Genomic DNA, 23,562 nt, shown 5'->3' with positions numbered 1-23,562 from the left:
CAGCGTACGCCCCGGGGCGCAGCTGCTTTTGTATTTTTTACAGAGTAGCGTCATTACGCTTACTGCGTATACTTTTTCATCGTATTATCCATTTGTTTTCTGACATGCTGGGGCCAAAACTGCAAAGGAGCGCTGTTGCCTGATGCGGCTTGCAGTGCTTTATAGACATCGATTTGTCCATAACCGAAATACTTATCGTGACCCGGATCACCGAGGTCAATGACACTTTGGCGCATTAGATCCATCACTTCCGTGTTGGTTAAGTCCGGGTTCAAGGAACGAATCAATCCTGCAAGTGCTGCTACATGCGGGCTAGCCATGGATGTACCAGACAAAGCTGCATACTGATTGTCCGGATACGTACTTGCGATACTGGACCCTGGGGCCATCACATCCACATAATCCCCGTAATTGGAATAGGAAGCTTTGCTCATATCCGGGTCTGTAGCGGACACGGCAAATACCTCCGGGTAGGCAGCAGGGTATCCTGGACGCTCGGTATTATCGTTCCCTGTAGCTGCAATCAAGACGATATCCCGGTCAAAAGCGTATTTAATGGCGTCATGAAGAAATTGGGCATCGGCATAATTGCCAAGACTCATATTGATGACTTTGGCTCCATGATCAGCTGCCCAAATGATACCTTCAGCAACGGCATACGTGGTGCCTGAACCCGAGTTGTCCAGTACTTTAACGGGAAGTACCTTGTTATACCAGCTCATGCCTGCCACGCCTTCATTATTGTTAACAATAGCGCCGATAATGCCGGCAACGTGTGTGCCATGTCCCACATCATCCAGTGGCTGGCTTCCCGGATCGACCACATTATATCCCTTCAGGAGCTTGCCTTTCAGATCAGGGTGATTCAAATCAACCCCTGTGTCGACCACTGCAACGATAACATCCTTGTTCCCCTTGGTAATATTCCAGCCGCGATTCGTTTCGATTGCAGGCAGGTTCCACTGATAATCGGAGAACAAAATATCGTTGGGTATCGTTACATCTGTTTGTTCAGTTACAGTATCATTGGTTAAATACATGTAGTGGGGTTCCATATAGAGTGGATTCCATTTGCTTTCGAAATAGCTATGCAATTGCTTGTAATTCATGTGTTCTGACCGGAAAACATACGTGTATCCCAGCTTACGCGCAGACTTCGCTCTTAGATCAGATTTAATGATACGCATATCCCGGTCACCAGGATCTTGCCGAAAACGGATAACAATTTCATTTTCGTAAAAATGACTGGCATTGGCATTATCGTGCCCTGTTTTAACCGTGATTTCGTTAAGGGTATCCGGGTGAACGGACTCAATTTTGAACTTACCTTCACGTGGATATGGGATCATGCGCAGATTTTTGCGCTGGTGTTGTTCAACAGCATTCAATACGTTCTGACTGAACAAGGCGATCACAGCTCTTTTACCATCTTTCGCAGGTTGCCCCATCACAAAATATTTCTCTTTTCCCAAGGGGAAAGAAGAGGATTCGAAGCTTTGACGTTTGTTTACCGCTTTTTTGGCGAGGTTCAAAGCATGTTCAAGCTTCTGTTGCTCCAGCTTGCTACCTTGCTTGGATGCCTGATCAAATGGCTTGTTGAATGAACCGTTGGTATCCATGAGATGAATGGATCTAATATGTTTATGCGAACTTTGGAGATCATTCATGTATTGATTAAGCTGCGAAGTATTCATGGTGGAGGTTTTCTCCAGCATGATACTGAGGTGTTGTTTGGCATCCATGCGGGTCAGAAGATCTGTTGCTTTGACATCCTGTACTTTCAGTCGCTGTTTGTTCGTGTGCTCTTCATGAGCAGAGTCGGAAAGGGCGCTTGGCTTAGGTTCGGGACGATTGGATGTTGGAAGCAGCAGAGTCAGGGCGAGTGCTCCCGCACCAGCTGCTATGGCCCAGTTAATCCATTTCGGTCTGGACATGGGGGTGGAACCTCCTTCGTTCATTTTGGACAATCATCAACAGTGCTTCATCATTGTCACTGGTTGTATCTATCGTTAGGATAAGCGGATATTTTTATGCAGGCGAGTTCGAGTCTAACTGCGTATAATAGGCATGTTTGATGGTAGAAACGGAAAGCATGATTAAGGGATACCGCTCGTCATCTTTTTATGGTAGGATTATAGCTGAGAATTCAAAGGTCAGGGGAAAACCACCGTTGGCCGACCTATATGTAAGGACTTATTTAAGGGGGAGCTACCTTTATGTCAGCAGCCAATGTACAGAAAACATGTGAGTCAACTAGGGAAAAGTTAAAACCGGCTATCGATCGGATCGAAAAATTTTTGAATGAAAATGCCTTGCCTGAACTGGATCAGAATCAGACGGAAGAATCAACAGCCTTCTACAAAGGATTTCTTTCAGATCTCCGTCATTTGCTCGTTTTTTCTGAAGTTTCTTACGAAAAACTTGGCGTTGTGCTGCGTCGTGCCAACTTTGATGTCGATTTTGCCGAAAAGGCTCTTTATAATACGTATCACCAATGCGTAAACAGCTTTTTCTATCCTAAAAATGAATGTTATTCTGAAGACGGAAGATATGCTTATACGGGACAAGATGCCATTCGTTTCCGTGACAAGCCAATCCGTTCGGTACGGGATGTCATTCTTGAGGTTTCCAAAACGTACGAAGAATTGCGCGATGATCTGGCATATTATGAAAGTGACTACCTGACTCAGCGCCGTATGCAGAATCAGCGTAATCACGCCTAATTCCTGTTAAAACCTGATATGAAATTGGACAAAACCGCCCTTGTGGCGGTTTTTTTGTGTCTTTATATAAGAATCAGACCAGGACGAGATCATGTCATCATCTGGCATTTCGACGGGGAATATCGGTTTTGTGGCGGGGAGACAATAGTACTCGAGGTGATAAAAAAATGAGCCAAGACAAACCTATTGTCAAATGCAGCGTCTCCAACTGCAACTTTTGGGGAGAAAACAACTTCTGCCAAGCTGATGCCATCATGATTGACATTGACCAACATGCCACCCGTCGTCTGCATGAAGAATTTGCCGGTGAAACATTTGACTCAGATCACCATGATCATGCACGTACATCCTCTGCAACATGCTGTCACACGTTCAAACCCAAGTGAGCAGTCATCCCTATTTCATAACGGAGGTGCTTCCAAATGAAAAATGACGATAATAAGTTTAATTTTAAAGATCGCCCTGAAACCAATGTAGAAGGTGAAAAACAGCGTATGCGTGTCGATTATCCAAGAAAAACACATCGGGAAGAATATGGGGCAGAGGTCGCTCCTCCGACTGTGGTAAGAACTGGAGGCACCGAGCGCACAGAACAGGTACCTGAGAAACATGAGGCAGACCGTGTTATGGAGTCAACAGGCAAAGTCGCGGGATATATGGGGCTTGCCTTCGGGATCGCGTCCTTATTCATGTGGTCAATCGTACTTGGACCGGCGGCAGCCGTACTGGGTTACTATGCATATGTAAATGGTCGGAAAACAGCGGGAGCTTGGTCCATTGGATTGGGTGTTGTAGCCACGCTAAGTTATTTTTTCATGATTCCATTCGCTCGCTAAAGTGTAAAGTATTCATCAAAAGCCTTCTGTTCTCACCCCAAAGTGGTGAATTACAGAAGGTTTTTTTCGTATATGCGAAGCATAAGTGGTCAGATTCATATATTTTTTTGAAAACAATGGAACCTTGCTGTAAAACGATGTAGAATAAGGTCATAATACGCTTAATTATACGGGAGTGGATATAACGCATGCAGATTGATCCACGCGGATCGCGGCAGTTGTTGGAACTGCAATTGTCCAATGTGAATAACCAGACCAATGGATCAGCCCCAGATGCTGGTTCAACAGTGGATTTTGCCAATATGATGGACGGGCTGTTAGGCACGGGTTCCAATTCGACGAACATGACCGGTTCAACCGAAACGATCTCCAAAAGATCCAGTGATGGTCTTTTGTGGCTGCAACTTGGAAGCACGTACAATCCGGATATGAATACGGCAGGGTCGTCCTCTGTCTCCAATAACATCGTTGAGTCTTTATTATCTTTATCCAATACAGGCATGGTGGATTCCGGTGCATCTGTACCTACGGATTATGAATCCATAATTGCGGAGGCAAGCGCCAAGTATGGTGTTCCTGAATCGTTGATCAAAGCCGTCATTGATACAGAATCCAATTTTAACCCGAATGTGGTGTCCTCCGCAGGTGCCAAGGGTCTTATGCAATTAATGGATGGCACGGCTGCAGGGCTGGGTGTGAGTAATTCATTTGATCCTGCCCAGAACATTGATGCGGGTACTAAATATCTCTCCCTTCAGCTCCAGCGTTTCGGTGGAGAAGTGAAGATGGCACTTGCTGCATATAATGCAGGACCGGGTCGTGTTTCACGTCTGGGTGTGTCGAGTGATAGCGAATTGATGAGTGTACTTAACCGTCTGCCTTCAGAAACTCAGAATTATATCTCCAAAGTAGAGAAGGCGCAGTTGAAATATGTGATCTAAACTCACAGAAAGACCTTTGCGATAACACATCATTGCAGGACAAGATCAAATGGGGGAGCAGTAGCGCTTGAAACGCCTGTTCCCGGTTGGTCTTTTTGTGTTGTATGGGTATCGTGTTACAATGCTCACTGTAGATTCATGAACGAAGAGATAAGGGAGGTTTAACCTCATTTGAAATATTTTGATTATGCTGCAACCACACCTCCCCATCCCGATGTGATTCGTACGATGGCCGAAATTATGGAGACACAATTCGGAAATCCGTCCTCCATTCATGGGTATGGAGAGCGTGCAGATCAATTGTTGCGTCGTGCTCGATCCGGATGTGCTACGGCAATAGGCGTTAAGCCTGAAGAGATTGTATTTACTTCCGGTGCGACCGAGAGTAATAATCTCGCGATAAAAGGTGCGGCATTACGTTACCAGTCACGAGGCAGACACATCATCACAACAGCTACCGAGCATGCCTCGGTGTATGAAAGTTTTATGCAATTGCAACAGTGGGGATGGGACGTGACGCTAATTCCTGTCAATTCCGATGGTGTGGTTAATGCTCAGCAGGTTGTAGACGCGCTCAGGCCCGAAACGGTGCTTGTGAGTCTGATGCATGTAAACAATGAAACAGGGGCCATTCATCCGATTGGAGAGATCGGCAAACAGCTCAAAAAGAAAGCACCACGCGTGCTTTTTCATGTGGATGGTGTGCAAGGGTTTGGAAAAATGGAAGCAGCACCTGCCGCTTGGGGGGCAGATCTGTACAGTCTGTCTGCTCACAAGATCCGTGGACCGAAGGGAGCAGGCCTCCTGTATGTGCGAAGTGGAGTGGAGCTTACGCCATTATTGTCAGGTGGATCACAGGAGCATGGCCTACGGGCAGGCACGGAGAATGTGGCCGTACTGGTAGGTATGGCAAAGGCCATGCGAATGGCAGCAGAAGATCAGGTTGATTTTGCAAGGCGTACAACGGGACTTCGTGATCGATTGATGAATACGATACGTGCCATTCCTGAATTTGAATTGAACAGTCGCCAAGAGGGTGCGCCTCATATTGTGCACTTCTCCTATCCCGGGATGAAGGCAGAAGTGGCGCTGCACACCTTGGAGCAACTGGGCGTAACGATATCCACCCAATCGGCCTGTTCTTCGCGTTCGGCTGAACCGAGTCGGGCTCTGCTTGCGATGGGCAGAGAGGCAACTTGTGCTGCTGGGGGATTGCGTATTAGTCTTGGAGATGAACATACAGAAGAAGATGTGGCCTTGCTTGAGCGGGCTTTACATCAGATGGTGGCGCAGTTGCGACCCCTCGAAAGGCGGATGTGAATGGATATGAATTATGATATGCTGCTTCTCCGTTTCGGAGAATTTATGTTAAAGGGAAAGAATCGTGCCCGATTTGAAAAAACGATTATTACACAGGTGAAAGCCTTACTTAAACCTTACCCTGGAGCGAGCCTTCGCAAAGAATATGGCCGTGTCTATGTGGATCTTGGCGGTGAATCACATACTGAGCTAATTACTGTACTGAAGCGGGTATTTGGCGTGATGTCGATTAGTCCGGTTAAAGTTACCCCTTCGGAGCTTGATGAGATTGTGAAAACGGCAGTTGCGTTTATGGATGAAAGGGAAGACGAATTCAAGGAAGGCACCACATTCAAGGTCAATGTAAGGCGGGTATGGAAGGCGTTCCCGAACTCTTCACATGAAATGAATCATCTGGTTGGTTCCCCGATCCTTCGGAAGTTTCAGCAATTGAGTGTTGATGTTCGGCAACCTGATATTGAACTGAGAGTGGAAATCCGCGAACAGGGAACGTATATTTTCAATGAAACCATTCCCGCAGTAGGTGGGTTCCCTCTTGGTACCAATGGAAAAGCGATGGTACTGTTGTCTGGCGGCATAGACAGCCCGGTTGCAGCATGGTCTTCCATGCGTCGAGGACTGGAAGTGGAATGTGTGCATTTCTATAGTTATCCGTTCACAAGTCAGCGTGCAAAAGAAAAGGTCATTGATCTAGCACGTGCACTTGCCGATCACGCAGGAACTATCAAACTGCATCTGGTTCCATTCACAGAGATCCAAACGGCATTTACCCAACTGGGTCAGGATAACCTGATTATTACCCTGATGAGACGTTCAATGCTGCGAATTGCATCCAAACTTGCCGAGCGTGAGCGTGCACTTGCACTGATTACAGGAGATAGCCTGGGTCAAGTAGCGAGTCAGACTCTTCCAAGTATGAATGTCATTGGTCGTGCGACGGATCTGCCGCTGTTGCGCCCACTGGTTATGATGGATAAACAGGAGATTATCACGCTGTCCAAACAGATCGGAACGTATGACATTTCCATTTTGCCATATGAGGATTGCTGTACTCTCTTCGTGCCAAAGTCGCCTTCAACCAATCCGAATCTTCGGATTGTGGATAAAATTGAATCGACAATGAGTTTATTGCCGGAGTGGCTGGATCAGGCGGTAGAGCAGACAGAAACGATCACACTGCATGCCGGTGAAACTTCCGTGGTATCGAATCAGACAGGTGATAATGGGTTGAAAGATGATTGGTTCTAAACTCAATAAAAATTAGCATGGCTTAAATAATAAGGGCTATGTTAACTGCAAAAAAGGACTGAACGATGTAATATCGTTCAGTCCTTTGCTGTATTCAGCACACATATAGATTAGATTAAGTTATGAATAGGAACGCTGCTGTTCCCCGCCAGATCCCTTGTTGCTGGAGCTGCTGGAGCGTTTGCGATAACCTGCAAAGACTACACCTGCAATAACCACAACAATGAAGAGAATCCGCAATGCCGGATGTTCAGTAAAGTAAGGCAAGAGTCGCTGCTCCTCAGTGATCATATTGGAAGCCGTATACCCGAGAACGATGGCCCCGACATAGATGATCCAAGGGAAATGATTGATGAGCTTGATAAACAGGGTACTACCCCAGACGATGATCGGTACGCTGATCAAGAGTCCAAGAATAACAAGCACGAGATGCTGCTGCGCAGCTCCAGCGACTGCAATCACGTTATCTAATCCCATGGCTGCATCCGCGATCACAATGGTACGAATAGCGGTCCACAAGGAAGTACCCGCCTGAATATCATTGTGTTCATCCCCCTGATCCGCCAATAATTTATAAGCAATCCAGATCAGAAGTATGCCCCCTACAAGCAAGAGCCAAGGCACCTTAAGCAACCATAACACGACAACTGTTGCCAAAATCCGAATCAGAAGTGCACCGCCAGTTCCGTATAAAATCGCCTTTTTCTGCACGGAAGGGTGCAAATTTCGAGCTGCCAGGCCAATGACGATAGCATTGTCTCCAGCCAGAATGAGATCAATAAAGACAACGTTCAACAAAGCCAGCCAGAATGTGGGACTAAATAGCTCCATATGATATGTCACTCCTTATATACGGTTCAATCATTAAGAATAGCATGGACAACTCTCACATACAAGTTAATGTGGGGGGGATGAGGACATGGATACACTATGGCTGTTAACTGAAATTTTAATGATCAATCTGGTATTAAGTGGAGATAATGCGGTTGTGATTGCGCTTGCCAGCAAGGATCTGCCACCAATACAACGTAAAAAGGCGGTATGGTGGGGGGCATTTGGTGCGGTACTACTACGCTGCGTATTAACCTTCGTAGCGGTATTATTGCTGGGCATTCCATTTATTCAGGCGGCAGGTGGGCTGCTGCTACTCTGGATTGCAGTGAAGCTGCTGCTTCAAAATGATGATGAAGTACATATTCGAGAGGCTTCGACGACCTGGAAAGCCATTCAAACGATTCTGATTGCCGATTTTGTAATGAGTCTGGATAATGTCTTGGCCATAGCAGCATTGGCGGATGGAGATCTGGCTTTGATCGTGATCGGGATTGCGATCAGCATCCCTATTGTCGTATGGGGGAGCGGTCTAATCGTTGGTTTGTTGAAGCGATTTCCAATTCTGGTGTTCGTCGGCTCAGGCATTCTGGCCTTCACAGCAGGTGAGATGGTTATGAAAGATCCAAAGTTGGGAGAATGGCTGGGAGGAATGGCATCAGAGGTGCACACGCTACTACCCACAGCAATGGCTTGCCTTGTGGTCGCGATTGGAGGCGCACATAAATTTGTGCGGAAGAACGCATAGTTTGATTTCGGGAAATTGCTTGGACAAAGGGCCGTCTGAACCATCCGGTTTAGGCGGTTTTGTGTAGAGAGAAATACGCTTGACGATGCAGTTCTCATTGGGCTAGTCATAAGTTGCAGATTTTAGGGTAATACAGGTAAAGGGAGCAAGCAAAGTACGACATAAAGTATAGTTTTTTGCCGAAACATCGGATACACTAGAAGCAGGATTACAGGGTAGGGGACCAACAGTCATCATGGAATGTGCATCGTTTATAAGAAAAAAGTACATAGCCAATGGTATAAGAGGTGATTGCAGATGAGGATGAGAAATGAAAAAGCGATTGGATTATTTATTGTAGCTGCGGGGATTATTATTCTGCTTGGCAAGTTTGGGGTGTTTGGGTTCATTGGTCGTAATTTCTGGCCTTTGTTGATCCTGCTACCAGGCATCGCCCTTCATGCGTTATATTATGCGCGTATTTCACCATCGTGGTCACTTGTTCCTGCCGGCATACTAACGGTGTATGGTGTTTTATTCAGTATAACGAATACATGGGGTGCAGGACTTATGAGCAGGCTGTGGCCAGCATTCTTGCTGGGGATCGCCATAGGTTTACTGGAATATGCAATGGCAGAGCGGAGAAGACCGGAATTTGTATTACCTGCGGCTTTGATCCTTGGTGCGGTGTCCATCATATTATTCGGATTCACCCTGCTTCAAGCGGGAATAATCTATGTGCTGGCTGTCCTTTTGATCTTGGGCGGAGCCTGGTTATTGCTTGGTCGAGGGCGTCAAGGGAGGGGCTGGTAACATTCCCAGTGGTCTTTTCATGCGAAATATCTTGATTTTTACCTATAATAAACTATAATATAAGGGATATAGACATGCGTCGGGATATCACCGACGCTTATTTTGTGAGTAACCTGCGAAATTGCGGGAAGTTTAGTAGATAAGAATTGAAATTGGAAAGGATATGGATACAAACCATGCATTCAAGAGAACACATTCGCAATATTGCGATTATTGCCCACGTCGACCACGGGAAAACTACGCTCGTCGACAAGTTGCTCCAGCAATCCGGTACTTTCCGTGATCACGAAACGGTACAGGAGCGCGCAATGGACTCCAACGATTTGGAGCGTGAACGCGGTATTACGATTTTGGCCAAAAACACGGCTATAACTTATAAAGATTACCTGATCAACATTGTGGATACACCAGGACACGCCGACTTCGGTGGTGAAGTGGAACGTATCATGAAAATGGTTGACGGCGTATTGCTCGTTGTTGATGCATATGAAGGCTGTATGCCACAAACGAAGTTCGTACTTCGTAAAGCACTGGAGCACAACCTGACACCAATCGTTGTTGTAAACAAAATTGACCGTCCAGCGGCTCGTCCGACTGAGGTTATTGATGAAGTACTGGACCTGTTCATTGAACTGGGTGCCAACGATCAACAACTTGAATTCCCTGTTGTATATGCTTCCGCATTGAACGGAACATCCAGCATGGATAATGATCCTGCGAAACAGGATGACAACATGATGGCGATCTACAATACGATCGTTAGTCATATCCCTCACCCAACAGAGAATGTTGAAGAGCCACTTCAATTCCTCGTTACTTTGATGGACTACAATGAATACCTTGGCCGTATTGCCATTGGTCGTGTTAACCGCGGTGTGATCCGTCAAGGACAATCGGTAACGGTTATTATGCGTGATGGTAAGAGCAAAACTGCACGTATCGAAAAACTGTTTGGTTTCCAAGGTCTCAAGCGTGTTGAGACAGAAGAAGCAGGAGCAGGCGACATCGTTGCGATTGCAGGAATCAAGGACATCAACATTGGTGAAACCATCGCTGATCCGAACAATCCAGAAGCACTTCCAGTTTTGAAAATTGATGAGCCTACACTGCAAATGACGTTCCTCGTGAACAACAGTCCATTCGCAGGTCGTGAAGGTAAATGGGTAACTTCCCGTAAACTTCGTGAACGTTTGTTCAAAGAGTTGGAAACAGACGTTTCTCTTCGTGTTGACGAAACAGAGAGCCCAGATGCATTTATCGTTTCCGGACGTGGTGAGCTTCACTTGGGTATCCTGATTGAAAATATGCGTCGTGAAGGATATGAGCTTCAAGTATCCAAACCAGAAGTTATCATTAAAGAAGTTGATGGTAAGAAAACAGAGCCTATTGAGCGCTTGTTGATTGATATCCCTGAAGAGAGCATGGGTTCCGTAATGGAGAGCCTGGGCGCACGTAAAGCAGAGATGGTTAACATGGTCAACACAGGTAGTGGTCAAGTTCGTCTGGAGTTCCTGATTCCAGCACGTGGTTTGATCGGATATAGCACAAATTTCCTGACATTGACTCGTGGTTACGGTGTTATGAACCATGCATTTGACAGCTACGCTCCGGTAGTGTCCGGTCAAGTGGGTGGACGTCACCAAGGTGTACTGATCTCAACTGAAACTGGTACATCTACGTTCTATGGAATGATGGGCGTTGAGGATCGTGGTACGCTCTTCCTTGAGCCTGGAACAGAAATTTACGAAGGTATGATCGTTGGTGAGCATACACGAGACAATGATATCGTTGTCAACATCTGCAAAGAAAAACAACTGACTAACGTTCGTTCTTCAGGTAAAGATGATACGGTTAAAATTAAAACTCCGATTATCTTCTCGTTGGAACAGGCGCTTGAATATCTGAATGACGATGAATATTGTGAGATTACACCGAAATCTATTCGTCTTCGTAAGAAGATCCTGAATAAATCCGAGCGTGAACGTGCAGAGAAACAACGCAAAATGGCTTCAAAATCCTAATAACAACAAAATAATCTATATAAGTTAACGTTTGATGGAACACAGAAGTTAACGATGTTATGCACAGTGGAAGTAGTGAAGGGATCGGAATCGATTCTGTAGGAGCGAAGCGTTCGCCTGAAAGCTTTCTGAAAGAAAGCTACATCGGAAGCATACGCTTATCCCCGGATTTTTCCATAGAGAAATGGATCAAAAAAATCTGGGGATAACAGCGATCAGAAGAACGAGCTGAGACCGAAACGGTCACGATGCACGTATTGGCTCTAAGTACTAGAGGGAATTCCATCAACCAGTTAACTTATATCCTAGCATGATAACGAAAGGAGCTGGCTGTGCATGCAAGCATGGTTTGCGTCAAACCCGATCGTAGCCTACATCGTCATCTTTGTATTGATTACTTACGTATATAACAAGGTGTTTCGGGTACGTCAGAAATTACCGCTTGGTAAGGAAATCGTTCTCTATATATTGATGGCGATGGGCACATTCATGCTTCTTATTTTTCAGATCGACAAGCTTCCCATCATTCAATGTTTGTTGGTGGCAGTCGGTTTGATGTTGTTAGTGAGAGTGCGCTATTTTATTGAAGGTCGTCAAAAGAAAAAAGCGGAAGCTGCCGCTCGAAACTCATAAATCCTGTCTTGTACAGACCATCCGTTTTCCTTAGGGAAAGCGGTTGTCTTTTATTTAGACAAAAACAGATGTGATAAAGGTGTTGAAGATATGAACTCGAATTCGAACGGACTGCCTCCACGGAGACAGGCACCGACGCAATCCGGCGCTTCTGGGTCGAAGAATGGCAAGGGTAAGCAGCCTAAGAAGAAAAAGAGAATGAATGCGTTTGGTAGAATCTTTTTAAGTCTATTGGTAATTGCCATTGTGGTAGGCGGCGGATATGCGTATTGGGTATACAATCAAGTCGTGGAAACAGGCATCGACAAACCGGTACCTCCGGGGATGTCAGCCACAACAAAACCGATCACGATGCTGTTGCTTGGTACAGATAACCGTCCGGAAACTGGCACGCATCTCTCGGATGTCGTTATGGTGGCTTCGTTGAATCCGGAGACCAAGACGGCAACGATTGTATCTTTGCCCCGAGACACGCGTATTCAACTGGATGGGTATAAATCTAACAAGCTGAACTCCTATTATCCGAGGTTCAAGGCACAGGAAAAGACTACTGGCAAAAATGCAGAGGATCAGATGAAAGAAATGATGGGCAAGTATTTGGATGTAGATATTAATTACACCACCGTCCTGAATTTCCAGGCATTCCGTGATGCTGTCAATGCCGTAGGTGGCGTAGATGTGACTGTGGATAAAAATATGTGTTACAGAGATACAGCCGACGGTACCGATATCAATCTGGTCGCAGGCGCACAACATCTCGATGGTAAAGAGGCACTGGATTTTGTTCGTTACCGCAAATCCAATTGTAATCCAAAGACAGATGAGTCCAACGACTTTGATCGGAACAAACGTCAAAACCAAGTGCTGAATTCCATGTTGGATCAGATGAAATCCCTTGGTGGCATTACGAAGATTAGCAAAGTAATTGGTGCAGTTGACGATAACATGACGACAGATGTGGAATCGGAACAAATGAAAAACTTTATCTCGACGTATTGGAATATCTCTACCTCAGATGTGCATTATACTCCGGTTACCGGAGAGTGGAGAAGCCCATATGTGTATATTAATGAGACGGAACTGGCCAATGCGAAGCAGGCTTTACAAGATACACTTTCTGGTAAAGTAACAACTTCACCTTCAGGTGAATAACCTCCATTCTTTTGGGATTGGAAGCACGTTAATCGGTATGCTATAATAACATAAACCAAGTTTAAGAATTGCATAAAGAAGTTTAGGGGGCTGGTTGAATGTCCGAAGCCGTCACACAATTAACTGAATCTCTTTTACAGCAATTCAAGAATGAGACCTTTGTGCTTCTGAGCACCGTGGATGCAGAATCCGGAGGTCCGACTTCAACAGCCATCTCCTGGATCTATGCGGAGAATGCTTCTACTTTTCGTGTGGCGATCGATCATCGTTCACGCTTGGTGAACAACATGCTCACTAATCCGATCATTACGGTTACTGTCTTTGGAGAAGAGACGGTGTACGCAGTGAACGGACGTGCGACGGTACGACAAGATCCGCTGCAGGATGTTCCATTTAATATGTGCTGTTTCGACATCACGATTGAAGCAGTGAGGAATGCTCTGTTTTACGGCGCTCAACTGTCCTCTGTGCCTCAATATGTCAAAATATATGATCAGCGTGCTGCTGAGAAATTAGATGAGCAGGTTTTTGCTGCCATGAAAAAAGCCTAGTGAGAGATCACTGGGCTTTTTGTTGTCTTTTGTCATTTGAACGCTGCGGCATTTGTTGTTCTTGATCCACGTGTTCATCCGGATTTTGACGGACTTTGACGTCTTTCGGAAGTTGGGGAATAATTCTTCCCACCATGTCAGCGAGTTCTGAAGCAAAACCGGATATCGGGTGTCCTTGACGAATATGTTCACCAATTTCTTTAATTCGTTCAGTAACATCGGCATCGGCAGTAACAATAGAATCTACACCTTCGGGATCTTTGCGAAGCGCTTCGGCAACAGAGTACTTAATCGTACCCACCCGGGCACGTTCAAGTTCACCATCAACATCTATGCCAACTACGGCAGTATTTCCCAGTATAACGCAGTTCGCATCTTCAACACCTTCCACTTGCTTGGCAAGGGCTTTCAGGTGATTAATCCGTTTTTCATTTGACATTCGTCCACTTTGATCATCTTCAACAATGTCCATGTCATGGACTTCGCCTGTATTTTCATTGAAACGGTCCAGACGTGAAGGGTTCATTCGATCGTCCTGTGTATAGATCGGTTGGGTCCCATTCTGTTGATTTTCTCGTGTTTCAATATTGCCTCCGTAACTTCTGGGATGTGACGTATGCGGTTCTTGTGAAGCACTTCGTGAAGTGTTGTTACAACCGGTAATTAAGAAGATTAGAAGCAACGTGCAAACCCAATTTTTCATAAATGTTCATCCTTTCTTGGAGTTTTTCAGAATGGTTGACAATTATTTTGTCCTAGTCGAATACATTTATGTATGGGAGCATGATTGTCCATGCCGCTGCTGATAAGATCATACAATCAAAATGAACTCGGGAATAAAGGGAAACGGGCTTCCTTCCAGGATAATACAAGGATTAATCCGACATTCCCGAGTTTTACGTTCCAGCCCATGCCTTTAACGACGCCGCTTTGGAGGGGATTGAATGAAAAAGATTTTTGTATTGGATACCAACGTGCTTCTGCATGACCCCAATGCCATATTTGCCTTTGAGGAACATGAGGTAATCATTCCCGCGGTTGTACTGGAGGAAATCGACTCCAAAAAAAGAAATGCCGATGAAATTGGGCGTAACGCCCGCAATGTATCCAGACTGTTGGATGGATTACGTGAGCTGGGTCACCTGCACAGTGGGGTGCCTTTGGCTAATGGAGGTAATCTGAAAGTAGAGCTGAATCATCGGAGTTTCGTGAAAGTTCAGGAAATGTTTGGTGAGGTGTCCAATGATAATCGGATTTTGGCTGTCGCGCTGAATTATCAGATTGAGGAAAACGAGAAAGAGATTGTTGAATGTCAGGTGGTGCTTGTCAGTAAAGATGTACTTGTGCGTATCAAAGCGGATGTGCTTGGTCTGTTCACACAGGATTACTTATCAGATCGGACGGCAGGACTCAGTGAGTTATATCCAGGCTATACGGCTCTAAAAGTTCATCCGTCAGTGATTGATGAGTTTTACACATATCGTTTTTTACCGATCAAACCGTTACAGTTGTCATATTCGCTCTACCCGAATGAATTTGTCATTCTCAAGGATGAGATGGGAACCAATAAATCGGCTTTGCTGAAAGTAAATACAGAGGGAACGAAGCTTGAACCGCTTTTCCTCAGTAATGATAATGTCTGGGGCATTAGCGCTCGTAATGCGCAACAACGTATGGCACTGGAGCTGCTTTTAAATGATGACATCCCGCTGGTTACGATTACCGGTAAAGCTGGAACAGGGAAAACCTTGCTGGCGCTTGCAGCAGGTCTGCTTAAGGTAGAGGATGATCATAAATACAAAAAACTGTTGATTGCTCGTCCTGTCGTTCCGATGGGGAAAGATATCGGTTACTTGCCTGGTGAGAAAGAAGAGAAGCTCCGTCCATGGATGCAACCGATTTATGATAATCTGGAGTTCTTGTTTGATACCAAAAAATCAGGAGATATCGATAAAATTCTAATGGGGCTTGGCAGTATTCAGGTGGAGGCTCTAACATATATTCGTGGAAGATCGATACCTGGACAGTTTATCATTATTGATGAAGCTCAGAACCTGTCCCGCCATGAAGTGAAGACGATTGTATCAAGGGTCGGTGAAGGCAGTAAAATTATTTTGATGGGAGACCCTGAGCAGATAGACCATCCGTATCTCGATTCCGCAAGTAACGGCCTCACGTATATCGTGGAACGGTTTAAACAAGAGGGGATCAGCGGACACATCATGCTCGAAAAAGGAGAACGCTCCAAGCTGGCACAGCTTGCAGCTGATTTGTTGTAAAATTCAGGTTATTTATTTCCCGGAAAATGTTACCTTGGAAGCCGGCTCTTGGAGCCGGCTTTTTGCTGAAAAAATGAGAAAGCGTTATTGCACAGAACTCGATATGCTCTTAATATGCAAAAAGCCGGAAAAGTGTTTTTTGGCAGGGTAGGACAAGAGCACTACTTATTTGTTACAATAATTGCTGCAGGAAAAAACGAGGTGAGCAGGGAGGGAAGTTAATGAAGCGTAGACATCAGGTTGTTTTATTCGCGGTATTGCTGCTTTCGTTAACGATCCTGTCTCCGAGTTTTGACTTCAGAGGTTCACAGCTTAATCAGGAACGTGATCAGGAAAAGGATACCTTTCCTGGTTCTTCATCCCGTAATGAGAATGCTCAAGCTCCACTGGAGATTGTAGTCGCCATGTCGGATGAAGAGTTTGAAGCCTTTCAAAAGATAGCAAAGGAAGTTGCTGCTTCTCAGCTGGTAGAGATCAATCTTCGGAATGAGAAGCCGGATACATATAAACGTGTTCTTGATCTTGAATTTTCGCTAGGGGAGAACGGGGATGTTGTTCTGCTTGATAGTGAGGAAGTGCAATACTATGCCCGAAAAGGGCATCTGTATCCGTTGAACGGCACGACATTATCGAAGTCGCTTGGAGAGACGGTTGCTGGGTTACGTGGAATGACAGAGTGGAATGGTTATCAGTGGGGCATGCCCTTTGATTTTGACCCATACATTCTAGCGGCACAATCTTCATTTCTGAAAAAGGCGGGTCTTCAGACGTTACCTCATAGTAAAGATCAGTGGGTTAAACTAACTCAACAGGCCATTGCGGAAGGAATATATTTAATTGCAATGAACATGAACGATGTGTACGGAACGAGTGGGTGGTTGCATCATTTGGAACCGGGGATGGCACCGGATCAAGTTAAGGGAGCGCAGATTTCTTCGCAAACGGGGGATCTCCAACAAGGAATTGAGTTAATGAATCAGATTCAACCGCATATCATGGGCCAGTCTGCCAATCCGGGTTTCTCTTCATCTGCTGACCAGAAAGTAACACCGATGATTGTATCATTGTTATCTCTATTATTAAATGCAGAACAAGCGAGTACAGTTGATAAAGATTCCATAGAGCGTATTTCTATCGAAACGTTGGAACCTGTAAACTCGAGAAGCCTTGTAATTACCGCGGGTTCGGTTGAGGCTGAGGAAGCAAGTAGATGGATTGAAGGCATGACAGCTGCTGGTACACAGTTGAAATGGTACCAACAGACTAATCGGTTGCCCGCAAAGCAACAGGAACTGGATGTGGAATCTGAGAAACTCGCGGGACATTATGACTTGACCAAAGGACAATCCTGGTTTTTAACCGAAGATGTCCCAGCTGTAACGCCTGAAAGCCGTGCTTTGATTATCCGTTTTCATAAAAAAGTGCAACAGTTCTTAAAGGGAGAGATTACTGCTAATCAATACGTAGATAGTATCAGAACGACAAACTAACCTTAAAATGATATGGCGAGTTTTACTTCCAGTACGCCTTCACTTGATGAAACATCGGTGGCTTTGACGAAGGACAAGATTTTCTGTGGATAGAATCCGAGGTCGAACTCTCTTTCCAGCATTCGGCGAGTGGTGTCGGGTAATTCAAGCTGATTGAATACAAGTTTGTCCACATGAAAACGAATAGAGTTTTGAGGCTCATTTTCTACCGTATAATGTCCTTCAATACTTAATTGCAATTGATCTCGCTGACCTGAAGCTGTGATCTTGTCCTGGTTGAATTGAAAGGCAAAGTCTTCAAAGATGGAATTCTGGGAACGTAAAAATGCATTAAGCTCATCCTGACCAATTCGAATCGTATACGTTGTTCCGGTCGTGGATATGCCCCCATTCTGCTCTTGAATAAAATCGGGCAGGTTCTGCATGGCAGATGCCAATGCTTTGAAATATCGTTTCACCTCATAGATGCCGATGTTCTCCCAATATAGGGTCAGTTCATCCATCAGTTTTTGAATCGCTGCCGCATCTCCGCTGGTGGCTATTTGGGCATCAACTTCCTTTTGCAAGGCGACTACACGTTCCCGCTGGTTTTGGAGATCAGTCTTCATTTCAGATAATTCTGATGTAGTTTGACGAATCTGAGTGGAAGTCTGCTGCAGGTTGCGATAACGGTCCTGATATTTGTCCAGCACAGCCTGATCCCGTCCAATAATGATCTGGTAATAATCATACAGTACAAACAGGTCTTTAAATGACCTGGCTCCCAGGACCGTCATGAGGAGATTGTCACGTTCTCCCGTGTAGTAGGACCTCACCACAGCACCGGCCCGATCTTGCTGAATATGTATCTGTTGTTCCTGTTCCTGAAGCTGGACGGATAATGTCTCGTATTGTTGAGCCAGCTGTTTTTGCCTGTCTGCGATGCGTTCGATTTCATGATCGATTTCGACGATGGATAGACTTTTTTGCAATATTTCACGTGTATCCTCGGGTGAGGACTCTCCATAGGCATAGGTAGAAGGTAGCTGTGTGAATAAAATGATGCATAATAAAAAGGCGGCAATGCCGTATTGACGTTTCACCGATCATTCTCCTTTCCATTCCCTAAATGATAATAGTACAGGCTTGTAGTCTTTCAGACAATATATGAAACAAATACGTGAAATATCCTTAGTGGTTACATAACACCACGAACAAACGTGTAATCTGAAAACAACAAAAAAGCAATCCGACTGATGCCGGATCACTTTGATGTTGCAGGTGGATTAGAGCGGCAACCCCATTTGGAATACGGTCCAGTAGCTGAACCCCGTGAAGGTCACGATCATATAACCCCAGAAGAGCAATATGTACGTCCGTTCAGTGAATTTCAAGTATCCCAAAATGACAAAAAACGCAGTCTGCAGGAAAAAAAGCAAAGCCATTTCGACCAGATCTCCCGCAAAAGCCATCAGGCCAATCGCAAGCGTGAAGAACCCGAGTACCCGAAACATGCGTGCCACGGTAAATCCTCCTCTCCTAAGTACGATCATAGATTGTCTACACAACATTATACCGGGAAAGGAAAAACGTGTAAACAAATTTGGGTATGAAAGCGAATTCTTTTTTAGTCCCAAAGCAAGTATAACGGGAGTAGTTTTACAGAAGTTACGTATGAACAAGCCTAAATGTGGAAATACATTTTAGTATGAAATCAATTCTATGAACTCTATGAGAGGCATAAGAATGAATGAAGCAGCTTTTATACCTAATTCACATACCGGGTTTCCGGTAATGCGGACGGTTATTTTAGGATGTTGTTAGGAGGGTATTATAGCATGACTGCAGTGAGACAGGATGCTTGGAGTACAGAGGACGATTTGATATTGGCTGAGGTTACTTTGCGTCATATTCGGGAAGGCAGTACACAACTGGCCGCTTTTGAAGAGGTGGGCGAAAAAATAGGCAGAACTTCTGCCGCATGCGGTTTTCGCTGGAACAGTTGTGTGCGTAAAAAGTATGAGTCTGCCATCAGTAATGCCAAGGCACAACGGCAAAAACGTAGTTATCTCAGAAAGCAGCCGGCTATGCTGGGACCGCAGGTTGCAGCTCTGTCTACAATGGATACCGAAGAACATCTGTACAAATCAGATGGGATCTCGGACGATTCATTATCTATGGATGCAGTAATTCGCTTCCTGCGACAATGGAAAGGAACAGTGCAGGAGAGCAGTCGTCAACTTAAGATGCTGGAAAAGGAGCTTCGAGAGAAAGAAGATGAATTGCTTGAACTGCGCTGCGAGAATGACCGTCTCTCCAAGGAAGTGAACGAAGTACAGACGGATTACCGTGTGGTGAATGACGATTACAAGGCTTTGATTCAGATTATGGATCGGGCTCGCAGACTCGCATTTTTGTCCGAAGAAGAAGAGGAACTCAAAACGCGCTTCAAGATGGATGCCAACGGGAACCTAGAACGGATTGAATAGTAAGAACAGGAGTTTGATTTGCGAAAGTCAGATATGAACCCGCCACACCTCCGTTACATAACGGCAGGTATGACGGGTTTTTAGTTTGGTCTTTTTGTTCTATGATAGATAAAATGAGAATAACTACTGAAGCCGAGAGGAGTGAATTCATATGATCATTGACATCGTAGGAGCAGGGTCACTGGGTCTTTTGTATGGCGGGAAACTGCTCGCGGCGGGTAATCAGATTCGATTTTGGACCCGAACAACTGCTCAGGCAGACCTACTAAACCGTAATGGAGTAACTATCGTGGAACAAGATAGGAAGATACATATTCAACCGGATCAGATACAGGCAAAACCGATCAATGAGTTGTCTGACGCATTGGAGCGCACGCCTGGAGAATGGTTATTGCTAATGGTTAAGCAGACAAGCATTGACGATTTCCTTCATGAGGTTGGTCTATTGAAAGATCAGGTTCTGAACATCGCGTGTTTTCAAAATGGGATGGGCCATCTGGAGAAACTAGAAGCTACTTTGCCGCATTCATTTATATGTAGCGCGATTACCACAGAGGGGGCAAAGCGTACCGAGTACCAGGTGACTCGTGCAGGCACAGGTGGTGAAACCAGACTGGGAAAACGAAACATATATATGGAAGCTTCTACATCTATAGAGATGGAAAAAACATTTACTCTATCGAGACTTATGCAGCAGGCAGGATTTGACTGTACAGTGTCGAATGAAATCGATAAGCTGATATACAGGAAACTGTTGATCAACGCGGTCATAAACCCGCTTACGGCATTATGGCGTATTCCCAACGGTGAATTAATCATCAAGGAAGAACGCAAGCGGTTTATGCGCCAGTTATATGATGAAACATTGGTGATCTACTCCGCAAGTGGAATATACCTAGATCAGGATATGTGGGAGCAACTGATCGGTGTCTGTCGTTCCACAGCCTCGAATACGTCCTCTATGCTTGCAGATGTTCTTCAAGGACGTGGTACAGAAGTCGGATCCATCAACGGACATATCGTAAGGATGGCACAAAAGTCAGGCCTTGCTGCACCTACACATAAAATACTGCTTGATCTGATTGAAGGAATGTAACCGGAAGGAGTGAGTTAATGGGATTATTTATTGTGTTAAGTATACTACCCTTTTTTCCGTTCTTTCTTGTATATTGGGGCATGTACGGGTGGAAAAAAGACAAACGCACAGCATTGCGGATGGCAATGGATGTAACGACCTTTTTTCTTGTATTTTCAGTTTCGGCGTTATTCAACTTAACATTTGACTCGAATTTTGGTTTTTATCTGACACTATTACTCATACTACTAGCACTTGGATTCATCGGAGGGGCACAAAATCGACTAAAGGGGAGGGTCAATGGGGGTAGAATGTTCCGGGCCGTTTGGCGCATGGCCTTCATCATTATGAGTTTCGGGTATATTTTGTTTACTTTATTTGGATTATTTAGATACTTCATGCAACAGATGTGAGGATACATAACGCAAAAGGGCTAAAAAATGTGTCGATTTTGTCGAAAACTGAAAAAAACATTACTTTCTGAAAAAGTAATGTAGATTTTTTTGACCGGTGGTTGTATAATCTATAAACATATAAACCATATCAATTTAGGGGGAACGTGTTAGATGAAAAGGAAAAGTCTATTAGTCCTTTTGACGCTGATTTTGGCGTTCGGTACCGTACTTGCAGCGTGCGGATCGAAAAACGAAGGCACAGGTAACACCGATACTGGTTCTGCAAACGAAGGAAATGGTCTTGCTAAAGATCAAATCCTGAAAATCAACCTGTCAGCTGAACCTCCTACGTTGGACCCGGCTCAAGCAAAAGACAGCCAAACCAACACTGTTCTGAAATTCTTGTATGAAGGTCTTGTACGCATCGATGCTGATGGTAAAGAACAAGCAGGCGTAGCTAAAGACTGGACAATCTCCGAAGATGGTTTGAAATATGTTTTCAACCTGAACCCGGAAGCTAAATGGAGCAACGGTGATGCAATCACTGCCGAAGACTTTGTTCGTTCTTGGGAACGCGCTTTGAAACCGGAAACAGCTTCTCCATATGCATACCAATTGTACTACATCAAAGGTGCTGAAGGTTACAACCTCAGCAAAGATGAAACATACACTGGTACTAAAATCACAGATTTCTCACAAGTAGGCGTTAAAGCTACTGATGAGCACACACTGGAAGTAACGTTGGAAAACCCAACACCTTATTTCTTGGGTCTGACAGCATTCTACACGTACTACCCAGTACATGCATCTGCTGACACGAATGACAAATTCTTCACAGACTACAAAAACATGATCGTTAACGGACCATTTGTAATGGATCAATACGCTAAAGGTCAAAAAATTGTTGTGAAGAAAAACGATGGTTACCATGCAGCTGCCGATATTAAATTGGCTCAAATTGATATGTCTCTGACTAACAGCAGTGCTTCCGAACTGCAAGCTTACAAATCAGGACAATTGGACTACACTGGTGCACCTAACGGTGAAATTCCATCCGACCAAATTCCTTCTGTAAAAGCGGAATTGCCGGACGAGTTCAAAGCTACTGGTATTGCAAGTACGTACTACTACCAGTTCAACGTAAACGAAGCACCATTTAACAACGTTAAAATCCGTAAAGCATTTGCAATGTCCATTAACCGTCAACTGATTGTTGACAAAGTAACACAAGGTGGACAAATTCCAGCATTCGGCTTTGTACCTCCAGGTATCCGTGGTGAAAACGGCGAATTCCGTGATGAGCACAAAGACGATTATTTCACAGAAAATGTGGACGAAGCAAAAGCATTGCTTGCTGAAGGTATGAAAGAAGAAGGTTACACAACATTGCCAGCTGTTACTTTGATCTACAATACTAGTGATGGTCACGCAAAAATCGCTTTGGCGGTTGCTGACATGTGGAAACAAAATCTTGGTGTTGATGTGAAAACAGAAAACCAAGAGTGGGGCGTATTCCTTGAGAACCGTCAAAATCAAAACTTCCAAGTAGCTCGTGCAGGTTGGTCTGCTGACTACAACGATCCATACAACTTCTTGGAAATGTGGACTACTGGAAACACAAACAATGATTCCAAATTCAGCAACGAACAGTATGACAAAGATGTTAAAGAAACTGTGAAATCTGCTGATCCAGCTACACGTATGGCTGCATTTGCTGACGCTGAGAAAATCCTGATTCAAGATGAAATGGGCGTTTTGCCAATTTATTACTACACTAACGTATCTTTGACCAAGCCTTACCTGAAAGGCGTACAACTTGATTTCAGTGGAGCTATTGACTTCACACGTGCATATCTAGAAGAGAAATAAGTTGTTCTGAAGTCTAATATGAATACTTCGGGATATATATGTGGAATTCCATATATATCCCGATTTTTTGTATGTGCACCGATTTTCCTTATAATTCTTGAAATTTCCGATAAATGGATTGGACTTTATTTCTGTCTAATTCTACAATCGATTTGTATACAAAATATTGTTTGTGGAGGTGTGCAAGGGT

General features: G+C 44.7%; 23 protein-coding genes. 18 read left to right on the top strand and 5 right to left on the bottom strand.

The features are described from left to right. Positions 1-59: 59 nt before the first annotated feature. Positions 60-1,934 (bottom strand): S8 family peptidase, encoded by a 1,875-nt coding sequence (locus tag M1D71_RS20625; protein ID WP_458123450.1) that lies wholly within the window; start codon positions 1,932-1,934, stop codon positions 60-62. Positions 1,935-2,216: 282 nt separating this feature from the next. Here M1D71_RS20625 and M1D71_RS20620 point away from each other — a divergent pair, with 282 nt between their 5' ends. The 6 genes from M1D71_RS20620 to thiI all read left to right on the top strand — a co-directional run bounded on the left by M1D71_RS20620 (position 2,217) and on the right by thiI (position 7,068). Then, the gene (locus M1D71_RS20620) at positions 2,217-2,723 is read left to right on the top strand and encodes a YpuI family protein (protein WP_145323225.1); all 507 of its coding nucleotides are present in this window, start codon (positions 2,217-2,219) and stop codon (positions 2,721-2,723) included. A 167-nt stretch (positions 2,724-2,890) separates the two neighbouring features. Then, on the top strand, positions 2,891-3,109 hold the full coding sequence (locus tag M1D71_RS20615) for a DUF1540 domain-containing protein (protein WP_076211597.1): 219 nt from the start codon (positions 2,891-2,893) through the stop codon (positions 3,107-3,109). 36 nt (positions 3,110-3,145) lie between these two features. Beyond that, positions 3,146-3,559 carry a hypothetical protein gene (locus M1D71_RS20610; RefSeq protein ID WP_458123449.1) on the top strand — a complete coding sequence of 138 codons (414 nt, stop codon included), beginning with the start codon at positions 3,146-3,148 and terminating at the stop codon, positions 3,557-3,559. A 188-nt stretch (positions 3,560-3,747) separates the two neighbouring features. Further along, a complete protein-coding gene (locus tag M1D71_RS20605; RefSeq protein ID WP_458123448.1) occupies positions 3,748-4,500 on the top strand; it encodes a lytic transglycosylase domain-containing protein in 753 nt (250 codons plus the stop codon). A 171-nt stretch (positions 4,501-4,671) separates the two neighbouring features. Continuing rightward, positions 4,672-5,820: a cysteine desulfurase family protein gene (locus M1D71_RS20600; RefSeq protein ID WP_458123447.1), complete on the top strand. Its 1,149-nt coding sequence runs from the start codon at positions 4,672-4,674 to the stop codon at positions 5,818-5,820. Positions 5,821-5,826: 6 nt separating this feature from the next. Next, a complete protein-coding gene (gene thiI / locus M1D71_RS20595; RefSeq protein WP_458127316.1) occupies positions 5,827-7,068 on the top strand; it encodes a tRNA uracil 4-sulfurtransferase ThiI in 1,242 nt (413 codons plus the stop codon). A 120-nt stretch (positions 7,069-7,188) separates the two neighbouring features. Here thiI and M1D71_RS20590 read toward each other — a convergent pair whose 3' ends face one another. Beyond that, positions 7,189-7,899 carry a TerC family protein gene (locus M1D71_RS20590; RefSeq protein WP_062835479.1) on the bottom strand — a complete coding sequence of 237 codons (711 nt, stop codon included), beginning with the start codon at positions 7,897-7,899 and terminating at the stop codon, positions 7,189-7,191. An 88-nt stretch (positions 7,900-7,987) separates the two neighbouring features. Here M1D71_RS20590 and M1D71_RS20585 point away from each other — a divergent pair, with 88 nt between their 5' ends. The 6 genes from M1D71_RS20585 to M1D71_RS20560 all read left to right on the top strand — a co-directional run bounded on the left by M1D71_RS20585 (position 7,988) and on the right by M1D71_RS20560 (position 13,796). Further along, on the top strand, positions 7,988-8,647 hold the full coding sequence (locus M1D71_RS20585) for a TerC family protein (RefSeq protein WP_458123446.1): 660 nt from the start codon (positions 7,988-7,990) through the stop codon (positions 8,645-8,647). A 297-nt stretch (positions 8,648-8,944) separates the two neighbouring features. Next, positions 8,945-9,439: a hypothetical protein gene (locus M1D71_RS20580; RefSeq protein WP_458123445.1), complete on the top strand. Its 495-nt coding sequence runs from the start codon at positions 8,945-8,947 to the stop codon at positions 9,437-9,439. 176 nt (positions 9,440-9,615) lie between these two features. Beyond that, the gene (gene typA / locus M1D71_RS20575) at positions 9,616-11,460 is read left to right on the top strand and encodes a translational GTPase TypA (protein ID WP_458123444.1); all 1,845 of its coding nucleotides are present in this window, start codon (positions 9,616-9,618) and stop codon (positions 11,458-11,460) included. 336 nt (positions 11,461-11,796) lie between these two features. Beyond that, positions 11,797-12,093 carry a YlaH-like family protein gene (locus M1D71_RS20570; protein WP_047843765.1) on the top strand — a complete coding sequence of 99 codons (297 nt, stop codon included), beginning with the start codon at positions 11,797-11,799 and terminating at the stop codon, positions 12,091-12,093. Positions 12,094-12,183: 90 nt separating this feature from the next. Continuing rightward, complete coding sequence (locus tag M1D71_RS20565; RefSeq protein ID WP_458123443.1) at positions 12,184-13,245, top strand: LCP family protein; 1,062 nt, start codon at positions 12,184-12,186, stop codon at positions 13,243-13,245. A gap of 98 nt (positions 13,246-13,343) precedes the next feature. Continuing rightward, entirely contained in the window at positions 13,344-13,796 is a 453-nt protein-coding gene (locus M1D71_RS20560; RefSeq protein ID WP_458123442.1) for a pyridoxamine 5'-phosphate oxidase family protein, read from the top strand. Between the two features lie 7 nt (positions 13,797-13,803). Here the strand turns inward: M1D71_RS20560 and M1D71_RS20555 are convergent, their stop codons facing one another. Next, positions 13,804-14,499 (bottom strand): YhcN/YlaJ family sporulation lipoprotein, encoded by a 696-nt coding sequence (locus M1D71_RS20555; RefSeq protein ID WP_458123441.1) that lies wholly within the window; start codon positions 14,497-14,499, stop codon positions 13,804-13,806. 241 nt (positions 14,500-14,740) lie between these two features. Here M1D71_RS20555 and M1D71_RS20550 point away from each other — a divergent pair, with 241 nt between their 5' ends. Together M1D71_RS20550 and M1D71_RS20545 are read left to right on the top strand one after the other, a co-directional pair. Next, positions 14,741-16,075 carry a PhoH family protein gene (locus tag M1D71_RS20550; protein WP_458123440.1) on the top strand — a complete coding sequence of 445 codons (1,335 nt, stop codon included), beginning with the start codon at positions 14,741-14,743 and terminating at the stop codon, positions 16,073-16,075. 221 nt (positions 16,076-16,296) lie between these two features. Continuing rightward, positions 16,297-17,565: an extracellular solute-binding protein gene (locus tag M1D71_RS20545; RefSeq protein WP_458123439.1), complete on the top strand. Its 1,269-nt coding sequence runs from the start codon at positions 16,297-16,299 to the stop codon at positions 17,563-17,565. Between the two features lie 2 nt (positions 17,566-17,567). Here the strand turns inward: M1D71_RS20545 and M1D71_RS20540 are convergent, their stop codons facing one another. Further along, positions 17,568-18,647: a hypothetical protein gene (locus M1D71_RS20540; protein WP_458123438.1), complete on the bottom strand. Its 1,080-nt coding sequence runs from the start codon at positions 18,645-18,647 to the stop codon at positions 17,568-17,570. A 183-nt stretch (positions 18,648-18,830) separates the two neighbouring features. Then, positions 18,831-19,067 (bottom strand): DUF2626 domain-containing protein, encoded by a 237-nt coding sequence (locus M1D71_RS20535; protein WP_076332330.1) that lies wholly within the window; start codon positions 19,065-19,067, stop codon positions 18,831-18,833. Positions 19,068-19,382: 315 nt separating this feature from the next. On the opposite strand from M1D71_RS20535, the gene M1D71_RS20530 reads away from it, so the two are divergent. The 4 genes from M1D71_RS20530 to M1D71_RS20515 all read left to right on the top strand — a co-directional run bounded on the left by M1D71_RS20530 (position 19,383) and on the right by M1D71_RS20515 (position 23,372). Then, complete coding sequence (locus M1D71_RS20530) at positions 19,383-20,033, top strand: RsfA family transcriptional regulator (RefSeq protein ID WP_458123437.1); 651 nt, start codon at positions 19,383-19,385, stop codon at positions 20,031-20,033. Positions 20,034-20,184: 151 nt separating this feature from the next. Further along, on the top strand, positions 20,185-21,129 hold the full coding sequence (locus M1D71_RS20525; protein ID WP_458123436.1) for a ketopantoate reductase family protein: 945 nt from the start codon (positions 20,185-20,187) through the stop codon (positions 21,127-21,129). Between the two features lie 17 nt (positions 21,130-21,146). Next, complete coding sequence (locus M1D71_RS20520) at positions 21,147-21,521, top strand: DUF3397 domain-containing protein (protein WP_458123435.1); 375 nt, start codon at positions 21,147-21,149, stop codon at positions 21,519-21,521. A gap of 153 nt (positions 21,522-21,674) precedes the next feature. Beyond that, complete coding sequence (locus M1D71_RS20515) at positions 21,675-23,372, top strand: peptide ABC transporter substrate-binding protein (RefSeq protein ID WP_458123434.1); 1,698 nt, start codon at positions 21,675-21,677, stop codon at positions 23,370-23,372. Positions 23,373-23,562 lie beyond the last annotated feature (190 nt).

The organism is Paenibacillus sp. Z3-2 (assembly GCF_054161325.1).
Note: the sequence above shows the minus strand (reverse complement) of the source record. Positions and strands in the feature narration are given on the sequence as shown.

What these genes read in the sequence shown, in the direction of transcription:
- M1D71_RS20625 (WP_458123450.1), bottom strand. Translation starts at nt 1,934, where the DNA reads ATGTCCAGACCGAAATGGATTAACTGGGCCATAGCAGCTGGTGCGGGA.
- M1D71_RS20620 (WP_145323225.1), top strand. Translation starts at nt 2,217, where the DNA reads ATGTCAGCAGCCAATGTACAGAAAACATGTGAGTCAACTAGGGAAAAG.
- M1D71_RS20615 (WP_076211597.1), top strand. Translation starts at nt 2,891, where the DNA reads ATGAGCCAAGACAAACCTATTGTCAAATGCAGCGTCTCCAACTGCAAC.
- M1D71_RS20610 (WP_458123449.1), top strand. Translation starts at nt 3,146, where the DNA reads ATGAAAAATGACGATAATAAGTTTAATTTTAAAGATCGCCCTGAAACC.
- M1D71_RS20605 (WP_458123448.1), top strand. Translation starts at nt 3,748, where the DNA reads ATGCAGATTGATCCACGCGGATCGCGGCAGTTGTTGGAACTGCAATTG.
- thiI (WP_458127316.1), top strand. Translation starts at nt 5,827, where the DNA reads ATGAATTATGATATGCTGCTTCTCCGTTTCGGAGAATTTATGTTAAAG.
- M1D71_RS20590 (WP_062835479.1), bottom strand. Translation starts at nt 7,899, where the DNA reads ATGGAGCTATTTAGTCCCACATTCTGGCTGGCTTTGTTGAACGTTGTC.
- M1D71_RS20585 (WP_458123446.1), top strand. Translation starts at nt 7,988, where the DNA reads ATGGATACACTATGGCTGTTAACTGAAATTTTAATGATCAATCTGGTA.
- M1D71_RS20580 (WP_458123445.1), top strand. Translation starts at nt 8,945, where the DNA reads ATGAGGATGAGAAATGAAAAAGCGATTGGATTATTTATTGTAGCTGCG.
- typA (WP_458123444.1), top strand. Translation starts at nt 9,616, where the DNA reads ATGCATTCAAGAGAACACATTCGCAATATTGCGATTATTGCCCACGTC.
- M1D71_RS20570 (WP_047843765.1), top strand. Translation starts at nt 11,797, where the DNA reads ATGCAAGCATGGTTTGCGTCAAACCCGATCGTAGCCTACATCGTCATC.
- M1D71_RS20565 (WP_458123443.1), top strand. Translation starts at nt 12,184, where the DNA reads ATGAACTCGAATTCGAACGGACTGCCTCCACGGAGACAGGCACCGACG.
- M1D71_RS20560 (WP_458123442.1), top strand. Translation starts at nt 13,344, where the DNA reads ATGTCCGAAGCCGTCACACAATTAACTGAATCTCTTTTACAGCAATTC.
- M1D71_RS20555 (WP_458123441.1), bottom strand. Translation starts at nt 14,499, where the DNA reads ATGAAAAATTGGGTTTGCACGTTGCTTCTAATCTTCTTAATTACCGGT.
- M1D71_RS20550 (WP_458123440.1), top strand. Translation starts at nt 14,741, where the DNA reads ATGAAAAAGATTTTTGTATTGGATACCAACGTGCTTCTGCATGACCCC.
- M1D71_RS20545 (WP_458123439.1), top strand. Translation starts at nt 16,297, where the DNA reads ATGAAGCGTAGACATCAGGTTGTTTTATTCGCGGTATTGCTGCTTTCG.
- M1D71_RS20530 (WP_458123437.1), top strand. Translation starts at nt 19,383, where the DNA reads ATGACTGCAGTGAGACAGGATGCTTGGAGTACAGAGGACGATTTGATA.
- M1D71_RS20525 (WP_458123436.1), top strand. Translation starts at nt 20,185, where the DNA reads ATGATCATTGACATCGTAGGAGCAGGGTCACTGGGTCTTTTGTATGGC.
- M1D71_RS20520 (WP_458123435.1), top strand. Translation starts at nt 21,147, where the DNA reads ATGGGATTATTTATTGTGTTAAGTATACTACCCTTTTTTCCGTTCTTT.
- M1D71_RS20515 (WP_458123434.1), top strand. Translation starts at nt 21,675, where the DNA reads ATGAAAAGGAAAAGTCTATTAGTCCTTTTGACGCTGATTTTGGCGTTC.